General features: G+C 40.9%; 11 protein-coding genes and 1 other annotated feature (1 of these 12 running past the window's edge). All 11 genes read right to left on the minus strand.

From position 1 onward, the window contains the following. Positions 1–169, minus strand: a binding site (T-box leader) (it extends 92 nt beyond the left edge of the window). An 82-nt stretch (positions 170–251) separates the two neighbouring features. Further along, positions 252–1,145: an RluA family pseudouridine synthase gene (locus ACFSGI_RS03250; RefSeq protein ID WP_204826873.1), complete on the minus strand. Its 894-nt coding sequence runs from the start codon at positions 1,143–1,145 to the stop codon at positions 252–254. 62 nt (positions 1,146–1,207) lie between these two features. Then, on the minus strand, positions 1,208–2,515 hold the full coding sequence (gene hemL, locus ACFSGI_RS03255; RefSeq protein ID WP_204826696.1) for a glutamate-1-semialdehyde 2,1-aminomutase: 1,308 nt from the start codon (positions 2,513–2,515) through the stop codon (positions 1,208–1,210). 39 nt (positions 2,516–2,554) lie between these two features. Beyond that, entirely contained in the window at positions 2,555–3,559 is a 1,005-nt protein-coding gene (gene hemB, locus ACFSGI_RS03260) for a porphobilinogen synthase (protein WP_204826697.1), read from the minus strand. 122 nt (positions 3,560–3,681) lie between these two features. Continuing rightward, complete coding sequence (gene cobA, locus ACFSGI_RS03265) at positions 3,682–5,232, minus strand: uroporphyrinogen-III C-methyltransferase (protein ID WP_204826698.1); 1,551 nt, start codon at positions 5,230–5,232, stop codon at positions 3,682–3,684. A gap of 4 nt (positions 5,233–5,236) precedes the next feature. Beyond that, positions 5,237–6,187: a hydroxymethylbilane synthase gene (gene hemC / locus ACFSGI_RS03270; RefSeq protein ID WP_204826699.1), complete on the minus strand. Its 951-nt coding sequence runs from the start codon at positions 6,185–6,187 to the stop codon at positions 5,237–5,239. A gap of 34 nt (positions 6,188–6,221) precedes the next feature. Further along, complete coding sequence (locus tag ACFSGI_RS03275) at positions 6,222–6,923, minus strand: precorrin-2 dehydrogenase/sirohydrochlorin ferrochelatase family protein (protein WP_204826700.1); 702 nt, start codon at positions 6,921–6,923, stop codon at positions 6,222–6,224. After that, positions 6,920–7,612 (minus strand): cytochrome c biogenesis protein CcsA, encoded by a 693-nt coding sequence (ccsA, locus tag ACFSGI_RS03280; RefSeq protein WP_379282515.1) that lies wholly within the window; start codon positions 7,610–7,612, stop codon positions 6,920–6,922. The genes ACFSGI_RS03275 and ccsA overlap by 4 nt, the downstream gene beginning before the upstream one ends. Positions 7,613–7,761: 149 nt before the next feature. Further along, positions 7,762–9,147 (minus strand): glutamyl-tRNA reductase, encoded by a 1,386-nt coding sequence (gene hemA / locus ACFSGI_RS03285; RefSeq protein WP_204826702.1) that lies wholly within the window; start codon positions 9,145–9,147, stop codon positions 7,762–7,764. A gap of 279 nt (positions 9,148–9,426) precedes the next feature. After that, positions 9,427–9,831: an adenosylmethionine decarboxylase gene (speD, locus tag ACFSGI_RS03290; protein ID WP_204826703.1), complete on the minus strand. Its 405-nt coding sequence runs from the start codon at positions 9,829–9,831 to the stop codon at positions 9,427–9,429. A 318-nt stretch (positions 9,832–10,149) separates the two neighbouring features. Next, on the minus strand, positions 10,150–10,731 hold the full coding sequence (locus ACFSGI_RS03295; RefSeq protein ID WP_204826704.1) for a non-ribosomal peptide synthetase module: 582 nt from the start codon (positions 10,729–10,731) through the stop codon (positions 10,150–10,152). A 197-nt stretch (positions 10,732–10,928) separates the two neighbouring features. Then, the gene (gene yihA / locus ACFSGI_RS03300; protein WP_204826705.1) at positions 10,929–11,618 is read right to left on the minus strand and encodes a ribosome biogenesis GTP-binding protein YihA/YsxC; all 690 of its coding nucleotides are present in this window, start codon (positions 11,616–11,618) and stop codon (positions 10,929–10,931) included. Between the last annotated feature and the right edge of the window lie 182 nt (positions 11,619–11,800).

Raw genomic sequence — 11,800 nt, forward strand, 5'->3', positions numbered from 1 at the left:
GCTGCTACCGGTCTATTCTACAGTCAGTGTTCATCTCAAACGTTCACTGAAATTCAAATAAACAACTCCCAGGCGACTTCGATCTACCGTATCCTATAGAACCTTTCAGCGCAACAGTTCTACTCTCTTGAGGACGATATAATCTACTATTCCCGTTCAAGGTTATTGAGATCATAAATAAATCAATATTTACTCCAAATCATACCTGTTGCTCCTATCAAAGTCAACAAAAAACCTGTCATCAAGCTGACCTAAAAGCGAGGTATCCCTAATTGATCTAATAATTCAATCATATCTTCAGGTAGAGGATCATGAACAGTCATTATTTCTTCTGTAAAAGGATGTTCAAATGTCAATTGCTCACCATGAAGCGCCTGACGATAAAACTCTTGACTGCCTCCATAAAGTACATCCCCGATAAGGGTATGCCCGGCATCACTCATATGCACACGAATCTGATGCGTACGTCCTGTTTCTAATGTCAAACGGACAAGACTCGCTCTAGCTGAACTATAGAGTTTCTCAATATGAGTAATCGCTTCTTGTCCTGTCGGAGATACACGTCGGCGCTGCTTATGATGGCGATCTTTACCGATAGGTTGATCAATTACAGTTAATGTATCACTTACTTTGCCCTGTACTATAGCTATATATTTGCGATCTATCGTTTTAGAGCGCATTTGCTCATCTAATTTCGATAAAGCAAACTCATTTTTGGCATACAATACAGGTCCTGTTGTATCTTCATCTAGACGATGCACATGACGAACCGCACATTTCTGATCGGTTTGTTGATAATGATCAGCGACTACATGGGCTAAAGTAATCGTAGGATCAGATGCTTCGGAAGGATGAACATTCATACCTGCTGGCTTATGCATTACCAGAACATAATCATCTTCATAAAGTACTTGTGCGCGATCATGTGGACGAGGATCAAATCCATAATCCATCGGCGGAAATAGACGAAGCCGAATATGCTCTATGTCTATTTTCACTTCACCTTTGGAATGAAGTCTACCTATTAATTTAACTGGAACCGATGCTTGTTCTAACCACTGCATTACAGCTTTGTGCCTGGCATTTCCTTCTGCCTGTAGAAGATCATTATCCGGTGTGATTTGTAACCATTCTCCCTCTCTCATCGCACACTGAGACAGTAGAGAAGGAGGCTTAGAATTGTCAGATACAGGACGAGATACATTCATCATGATTGCAAAGACTTCATTACTTCATAATGAGCTGCAAGCGTCTGTTCGATATCTTCATCACTATGAACACCAGATACAAACATACCTTCAAAAGGAGACGGAGCTACACTGATTCCGCGATCTAACATTTCTCCAAAATAACGTTTGAACATATCCATATCGCTTGCTTTGGCAGAATCGTAATCAGTTACAGGCCCTGCTGTAAAGAAAGGACACACCATTGATCCTACACGATTCACAGTCAAAGGAATCCCAAATTCAGCAGCATTCTTTTCAAATCCTGCTTGTAAACGTGCAGAGATGGTTTCTAAACGTTCATAGACGGCTGGCGTTAACAAACTCAATGTCGTATATCCTGCTGCCATTGCTAACGGATTACCACTCAATGTTCCTGCTTGATAAATCGGCCCTGTTGGTGCTACTTGCTCCATAATCTCACGTTTACCACCGTAAGCACCTACAGGCAATCCGCCACCGATTACTTTACCCAGACATGTCAAATCAGGTGTTACACCATAACGTCCTTGTGCACAATTTAGATGTACACGAAAACCTGTCATGACTTCATCGAAAATAAGCAAACTACCATATTGAGTTGTAATATCGCGTAATCCTTGCAAAAATCCAGGTTGCGGTGGTACAACTCCCATATTACCTGCAACAGGCTCTACAATAATACAAGCAATCTCTTCTCCAAACCGTTCAAATGCTAACTTCAAAGATTCCAGATCATTATAAGGGACTGTAATCGTATTGGTTGCTACAGATTCAGGCACACCCGGACTATCAGGTAAACCTAAAGTAGCAACACCGGAACCTGCTTTGATCAACAGACTATCCGAATGTCCATGATAAGAACCTTCAAATTTCAAAATTTTATTGCGCTTGGTATATCCACGAGCAAGACGAATCACACTCATCGTCGCCTCTGTTCCTGAATTGACCATACGTACAATATCCATCGATGGAACACGTTCTACGACAAGCTTCGCCATTTTCGTTTCTAATTCAGTAGGTGCACCAAAGCTTGTGCCTTTGATCGCTGTTTCTTGTAGAGCACGTACAACATCAGGATGCGCATGACCCATAATGAGCGGGCCCCAAGAACCAATATAGTCGATAAATACATTGCCATCGATATCATACAATCTTGAACCTTCACCACGTTCAGCATAGATTGGTGTTAAGCCTACCGTTTTGAAAGCACGAACAGGGCTGTTCACGCCTCCCGGAATATATTGTTTTGCTTCTTCAAAAGCTTCTCGTGAACGCTCGTCACGACGAACAGAATGAGTAGATTCCATGAGCAAATACCTCCATCAATTGATTTATTTTGTGCTACATTATTGTTCTTCGCGCAACCAGCGTACAACGTCTTTGGAGAAATACGTAATAATCATATCTGCTCCTGCACGTTTGAAGCCAAGCATCATTTCAGTTACAATTCCACGTTCATTGATCCATCCGTTTTGTGCGGCTGCTTTGACCATAGCATACTCACCACTTACGTTATAAGCGACTAATGGTAGATCAAAGTTTTCACGTACAGCACGCAATACATCCATATAAGCAAGCGATGGTTTGACCATTAACATGTCAGCACCTTCTGCTACATCACTTTCAGCTTCGCGCAATGCTTCACGTACGTTAGCAGGGTCCATTTGATAAGACTTGCGATCTCCAAATTGAGGTGCAGATTGAGCAGCTTCGCGGAATGGACCGTAGAATGCTGAAGCATATTTAACCGCATAAGACATGATTGGAATATCTTTGTATCCTGCTGCATCCAAGCCTTCACGAATCGCATAGACAAATCCATCCATCATATTAGAAGGAGCAATAATATCTGCGCCTGCTTCTGCTTGAGATACGGCTGTTTTGACTAACAATGCTAACGATTCATCGTTGTCCACTTCTGCTTCAATATGACCATCACATTCATGTGCATGTACCACACCGCAATGTCCATGATCTGTAAATTCACATAGGCATGTATCTGCAATAACTAGCAAATTCGGATAATGCGCTTTGATCCAGCGAGTCGCTTGTTGCACTAGACCATCTTGAGCATAAGCACCTGTGCCTACACTATCTTTCACTTCAGGAACCGCAAATAACAGCACTGCTGGAATACCTAATTCAGCAATTTCTTGAATTTCTGCTTGCATCGTATCTAATGAGAAATTGTATACGCCAGGCATCGACGAAATTTCTTCTTTTACATTTGTGCCGTATGTTACAAATACCGGTTGAATAAAATCGCTTTTGTGCAGTATTGTTTCTCTGACCATGCTACGAATAGCTGGCGTTTTGCGAAGACGACGGTGACGTGAAAAAGGTTGACTCATAATTATATTCCTCCTTGAATGTATACATCATAAATAACGAAATATTTTGACTACCCTAGATAAATAAAACCGACCAGCACTAGCAAGGTCGGCATATCTGATGTCGATCATCCATTTACAATTTAAACATCTATCAATACATCAGCATTCCAACGACAAAGTACATCTAGTAATCCTTCAATCGTGGCTTGTTCAGCTAATAATCCTACTTTTAGTCCTGCTTGTTCGGCTGTCAAAGCAGTCTGCGGACCAATACAAGCAATCATCGAATGTTGCAACGCTTGTACAGGATCTTCAATACCCATCTTTTTCAAAGCAGCTAAAAGATTAGTGACTGTCGAAGAACTGGTAAACGTCACAGCATGAATCGCTTCTTCCTCTAATAACTTACGTAACTCAATATCATCTTCTCCGACCATTACCGTCTCGTACGTATCAATCTCAGTTACTTCTATATTCATCGTACGCAGTGTATCTGGCAACCATGAGCGTGCTAGATCACCGCGAGGTAACAACACATGCTGTCCGGCTTGTAGTTGACCTTCTAAGCTGTCCAACAAGCCCTCTGCTTGGAATTTCTCCGGTAAAGGCATCGCAACAATCCCATGCAATCGTAAAGCTTCTAATGTCGCAGGGCCGACAGCGACTATTTTGGCACGATACAATGCTCGAATATCTTGAGCATGTAACTTCAAATGTTCAAAGAAGTACTCTACTCCATTAACACTGGTGAAGAATACCCAATCATATTTGGGCAAATTTGATAAAGCATTGCCGATATTTTGAATACTTTCTTCATCTACAGGTAACCTTGTCTCGATCACTGGATACTCATACGGTTCTCCACCCAGTTCATCGATACGATTGACCAATTCACTAGCCTGACTGCGTGCACGAGTTACCAAAATACGCTTACCGAAAAGAGGTAAATCTTCTACCCATTTCAAATGTTCACGCTGATTCACGACTTCCCCAACTACGATTACAGCAGGTGGTCTGAAATGAGCAGCTTCTACTTTAGCAGCGATATCTTCAAGTGTACCCACCAGTGTCTCCTGTTCTGCTCGCGTTCCCCAGCGGATCAATGCAACAGGTGTAGATGTCGGTCGTCCATGCTTGATCAATTGCTCACTAATATAACCGATCTTAGCAACACCCATCATAAAGACAAGTGTTCCTGTAGCGTTAGTCACCTTATCCCAGTGAATACTTTGATCTAATTTATCAGGACTCTCATGCCCTGTAATAATAGATAAAGATGAAGCAAAATCACGATGAGTCACAGGGATACCTGCATAGGCAGGAACAGCAATCGAAGAGCTGATACCCGGTACAATTTCATACGGAATCTGATGCTGGCGTAGCAATTCAGCTTCTTCAGCTACTCTGCCAAAAATTGTCGGGTCGCCACCTTTTAGACGAACTACCGTTTTCCCTTGTAAAGCCAGATCAACCAGCAACTGATTAATCTCTTCTTGCTTCATCGTATGACGATCAGGCAATTTGCCAACATAAATCTTCTCTGCTCCTGGCTTTGCTTGCTTGAGCAACCGTGGACTTGCTAGACGATCATATACAACTGCATCTGCAAGCCCTATGCATTCCCAGCCCCGAAGCGTAATTAATTTTAATGCTCCTGGGCCTGCCCCCACCAAATACACTTTACCGGTCATCCACTCATCCCCTTACTTCTGCCAGTATCCGATCTGCTCCCTGACTTTTCAGTTGCGCTGCTACAGCAATACCAAGTGCTACAGGATCTGTACCCTGCATCGTTTCTTTCAGCATAATACTACCATCCGGTGTAGCAACCATTCCTGTTAATTGTATAATACTTTGCTCCTCAGGCACATCCGAACTTTGTAGACGAACGGCATAAGCACCAATAGGCACCTGACAACCACCATTTAACTCAGCCAAAAATGTACGCTCTGCTGTTACCGTCACTGCGGTAAGATCGTCATTATACAGAGACAGCAATTGCAACATTTCAATATCATCTGCGCGACATTCGATTCCAAGTGCTCCCTGCCCTACAGCAGGCAGACAGATTTCTGTTGGTAAAAAGGAAGTGATTCGATCAGACCAACCCATCCGTTCTAGCCCTGCGGCAGCTAACATAATAGCATCAAAACCTTCGGTTTCAAGCTTACGCAAACGAGAATCAATATTCCCACGAATTGACTCAATCTGTAGATCAGGACGATATAATTTAAGCTGACTTGCACGTCTCAGACTACTTGTTCCCAGTCTAGCGCCTTGAGGAAGTTCTTCTAATGAACAACCTGTACGTGTAATCAAACAATCTCTAGGGTCTACTCTTGGTGGGATTGCACCATTGATTAGACCTTCTTGTAATTCAGAGGGCATATCTTTCATACTATGCACAGCCATATCGATTTCACCATCTAATAGTGCTTGCTCGATCTCTTTGACAAATAGACCTTTCCCGCCGACTTTGGATAAAGTCACATCTAGAATCCGGTCGCCTTTGGTAATAATCTTTTTAATTTCAAAATGAACATCTAACCCCTGCTCTTCACTAATCGCTGTTAATGCATCGATCACATGACCTGTTTGCGTTAACGCTAGAGCACTTTGTCTACTTCCTACTACGATCGTACGCATATATTCATCTCCTGATCCCATTGTATTCAATAGTCTATTCCTCTATTGATTGGTTGATCCAGTGTTGTATTTGTTGCTCACTCCAGGGTTCAAATACACCCTGTCGAATATCTTCTAAAATAGAAAGCGACATCGCTTGATGTAGCAAGGATTTGCGTAATGATTCCTCGCTCACTTGTTTAGCAATCGTTTCCCGTACATGATATAAAAAATCAATATATATCTCATATTCATTACCAAAGTGTTGATTAATTTCTTTAGCAATATGCCGACCTGCTAAAGGCCCGGCTCCCGAAGTGGCTACAGCTATCGTTAATCGTCCTCTGCGAATGACATTCGGATTGATAAAGGTGCTTTGTTCACGCTGATGAGCTACATTTACAGGAATACGATACACTTTCGCTTCAGTGGCAACCTGATTATTAATCTCAGGCACCGAAGTTACCGCATGTACCAAAAAATAAGGTCTGTAACCAATTTCACTAAGTTTCTTATCGGAAAAAGCACAATTAGCGATATCATCTGTCTGATACTCTCGATCCAGCCAGCGTATCTGTTGCTGATCGATTAATTGTTGCAATTTCGCGGTTACAGTAGGGCTGATTATCGTGAGTATCGCTCCTGCTTGAAGCAAAGAAATACTTTTACGTTCAGCCACTTTACCGCCACCTACAATCAGACAATCTTGATCTCTGCAATCCAGCATAATAGGCAGATAATGAATAGGATCACTCATACACCCACCCATTGATGAAAAGCAGACCATGAATTAGAAACGAAATTTAAAATAAACAAAATATATCCTAAGATTGCCCATAAAGCCATCGTGCTGGCTGAATAGTTACGCATTTTTTTGGTAGCAAAAAAAGCAACATACACGCATAACGCTAATAAGGTAAAAACAACTTTGGAATCGAGCAAAAGAATATATCTGCCTTCTGCTACAATCGACATCAAAGCCACAATTAGCGAAACGATCAATACCGGTGTACCGATTAACATCGCTGTATAAGTGTACTTTTCCATACTTTCTAAGCTAGGTAAACGGCGTACTGTATTATCCCATTTTTTCTGTTTTAATTTACGATGTAAAAACAAATACATCGAACCAAAAACAGCAGCTACTGTATAAGCAGCAAAACTAATATTGGCAAAGATCACGTGTAAAATTAATAATCCATGAACGGTATCCCAACCTGTAGGGAGTACACCTTCACCTGGTGAATGAAGTCGATTTTGCACCATAGCACAAAAGCCGATTACATTTAACAGCAATACGGCATAATCAGTCTTCAATACCTTTTCGATAAAAAAGGAAATTAATATTAAAATAAAAGTCAGTACAAAGAAAAAATCATACGTTGAAAATAACGGTAATGTTTTTTCCTCAATCGTTCGAATCGTAATACTGACAATCTGAATCACAAATACCAAAACAAGAAACCCTGTGCCTAACCGCTTCGCCCTCGGATTGCGACGAATGCAATCCGAGAAATAAAACAGAAGGCTCAGGGCGTATAAATAAATAATAATATCGTATAACAGGTTAAAAAGCGTCAAAGCGAATCACCTGCCTATAGGGTTGCGGGAGCAAAAGACCCAAAACTACCTTCTAATCCCAATTTATTAGCTTGCACAGGCGACTGTGCTTTAGAAACTTCGCTTGGATTGACTTGATCTGCTGAATGTTCAAGCTGATCTTCTAAAGCAAATATTCGAGTGAACAAATCAAGTGCTTCAGCTCCATCTTTCTCGGCAGCCATTTCTTTTATCCGATGAATCGGTTCATGATTCATTTGATTTACGATACTTTTGGTTAGACGACTGATCACTTTACGTTGTCGTTCATCCAACTCTGGCAATTTGTTAAATAGACTTTCCAGTGTCTCCGCATGAATATCTGCTCCACGTTCTTGTAAAGCGCGAATCGCTGGACGTACACCCAATGTTTTGAGCCATTGATTGAAAGATTCTACTTCTTGACGGATCATACGCTCAATCTTAATCGATTCTGCGCGACGCATTTCCATATTACTTTCAACAATACCTTCTAAATCATCGATATCGTATAAAAACACATTGCTAATATCGCCAATCGCTGGATCAATATCACGTGGAACCGCTATATCAATCATAAACAAAGGACGAGACTTACGCAATTTCATACTTTGAGCAAGTGTATCTGCATTCAACACATACCCTTGTGCCCCTGTAGAACTAATCAAAATATCGACTTGATGTAAACGATCCATCGCTTGTTCGATCGTACATGGTGTACCGTTGAACTTGTGCGCCAACTCTTGCGCACGTCCGAGTGTACGATTCGCTACAATTACTTCAGCCGCACCGTTCGCATATAGATGCTTTACAGTAAGCTCGCTCATTTTACCAGCACCTAGAATCATAATCACTTTATTATGAAAAGCACCGAAAATGCGCTTGCCTAGTTCTACCGCTGCATAACTGATCGAAACTGCACTTTCACCGATCATCGTCTCGGAATGAGCACGTTTGCCCAGTGTAACAGCTTGCTTAAACAACATATTAAACCATGTACCTGTTGCTTTATTTTCTTGCGCCCATTGGAATGAACGCTTTACTTGACCCAGAATCTGAGTCTCACCTAGCACCATCGAATCCAATCCACAAGCTACACGAAAAAGATGACTTATTGCTTGTTCATCTTCATATATATATAAATGCTGTGTAAATTCCTGACGGGGAATACCGAACCACTGCTCCATAAAGGTACGGATAAAATGTCCACACATATGCAGACGATCCAATACCACGTAAATCTCCGTACGGTTGCAAGTCGCTACAATAGTCCCTTCCAACACACTCTTAGTTTCTCTGAGCTGCCGGAGCGCCTGCGGTAAATCTTCGTCCGCAATAGCAAACCGTTCTCTCACTTCAACGGGTGCTGTGCGGTAATTCAATCCGACAACAACGATGTGCATTGCAAGTTCACCTGCCTAATCTAAAAGTCATATCTCTATACGTTCATTAACAATACGTTAATTATATCACAGCTAAATTACGAATTTCGTCGTTTTTATGAAATGTTTATGAAATCATCATCGGAATATAGACACAATTTCTTTATCTCTACCATAATCAAATGATTTCATATCGTCAAATTGATATCCTTAAAAAGAAATAGCCATAGGTAACCCCTATGGCTATTGTTTGCATCTTATTTCATTTTAATCTTTTGCTCGTAAGAAGCAAAATTTATATTATTGATTGATAAGCTCAACTGATTTGATTTCAGGTGTTTCCACTTGAAGTTCTCCCAAACCACGAACTAATTTTTTGGCATACGTTTTTTCAGGTTTCAGAACGGATACCAGGTAGTCAATAGCTAACTGTGGATCTACGGTTTCTCCGCAGGTATAGCAGTCAATAGCCGCGAATCCTCTCTCAGGATATGTGTGAATCGAGAGGTGACTCTCCGACAACAAAACAAGTACTGTAGCACCTTGTGGTTCGAATTGTTTGGCTTGAACAGACATTACTGTTGCTCCGCATGCTTCGGCTGCATCAACCATATGAGCTTGCAAAACCTCAGCATTATTCAGCATATCAAAATCTACACCCCAAGTATCAACAGCAACGTGTCTTCCGAAAGTTGAGTATTCCATCTTCCGGTTCCCCCTTCCTAGGAATAAAATGTTTGAAAAATTTCATCCGCTAGGACCTACGTCATTCACTTCCCGAGGGTATTAGCTCTCGCAACATTACTATGTCCTGAGTGAATCCTGGTTCCTAATATTATTTTCAACGAGATTAAAAATAACATCTATCGACATGAAATGCAAGTGTTTTTGTAATATTTATTAAATATTTAAAGATTGTTTATTTCGACTGTTTTAGCATGCATTTTTATGTATAAATATAATATTTTAATTATAAAAAAAGCCTGTTTCCCTCTATAGGAAAACAGACGTTGTTATTGATCATTAAGCTTCCATACCGAATAATCGTTGAGATTGAATACGCAGTTCTTGATCAATCTGCTCATATGGCCCTTGTGAAGCTAAGCGTTGGTCTAACAGTTGATCTACAATACTTCGTACCAATTCGATATCCGTCTCAACAGCTACAGATTGCCACTGGCTTTTCAGATCTATGGCTGTATGTTTGTGTTGATAGATCATTTTTTCTTGTTCGCCTATACATTCGACAATCTGACGAACAGAACCTTGTTGATAATGGTACCTCATGATAAATCCATCATAGATTCGATTCACTATTCCATTACCTTTAAAAGCAACAAATAGTTTGCGAATAATGTTGGTTAACTGCGGATTTACCAAGCGGAAAGACAACTCACAGACATAGCTTCCTTCTCTGAGGTCAAAAGGTAAATGCACTTCTTCTCCGTTTTTTACTCCGAGAACAATTTCCTGATTTCCGTTATCAAGTATTTTTACCCGATGATGGATCTGAGGATCTTCGGCATAATGGACAAACTGGGACATTTGAGCTTTCGACAACTGTAAACTGGCTTTAATATATTCTGTGGCTAACCGCTGAGCCATAAAAATCTCCTCAATTCTTTTAACATTCCAATGTATTCATTATACATCATCTGCGAAACGCCTTGCTTGTGATCAAGATGAATGATTTTCACCATATTCCAGAAAAAAACGGAACTATCCCCGTAAAGTTCTAAAGAACGGCCTGAATACTCACTTTTCTATACAAACTTCTTCGTTTTGCTGACCTGTTCATGACTTTATTGATTGCTTTGAGGGGGTTTGGACTCTTGCATTTCTGGTTGGTGCTCTTCGTTCTCTGTCTCCACTTGTACCACTTCTTCATCGTCTTCAGACTCAGGAAGTGCAAAAGCATAACGTTCGATCACAGACCATAATTCATCTTTACCCAATCCTGTTTCAGATGAAAACAGTACAAAATCATCTTCCGGTACAAAGCTCAAACCATGTTTTACGATTTTGATATGCTTGTCCCATTTACTACGTGGAATCTTATCGGCTTTGGTCGCAACGATACAGACATCCCGTTCATAGTATTTAAGCCATTCATACATAATTACGTCGTCTTTGGAAGGTGGATGGCGAAGATCGATCACCAGCACAACCATGCGTAATGTTTCGCGTTCGAGTAGATATTTTTCAATCATTTTACCCCAAGCTTCACGCTGGCTTTTGGAAACTTTGGCATAACCATATCCAGGAAAATCGACGAAATACATCGATTCGTTGATCATATAGTAGTTTAGATGTTGTGTTTTACCTGGTGTTGCACTGGTACGTGCCAGGTTTTTACGGCTAATCAAACGGTTAGTCATAGAAGATTTACCTACATTAGATCGTCCTGCTAGAGCAATCTCTGGCAACCCATCTTCCGGGTATTGGTTCGGACGCACCGCGCTAATAATAAATTCCGCGCTATTTACTTTCATAATTACAAGTTCCCCTTTAGTTAGAAGTTGAAGGTAAACATTTCATCAAGTAGCTTGACCACTCCACAAACGGATTATTCTGTCGATCGCTGTTAAGGTCGAATATCTTGGAATACTGCTTGTTGCAGTAGATATTCGATCTTAAAGGCGAACGCTTCGCTTCTATCGAATAATGCCGTTTG

Source organism: Paenibacillus nicotianae, from assembly GCF_042681745.1.
Classification (GTDB): domain Bacteria; phylum Bacillota; class Bacilli; order Paenibacillales; family Paenibacillaceae; genus Saccharibacillus; species Saccharibacillus nicotianae.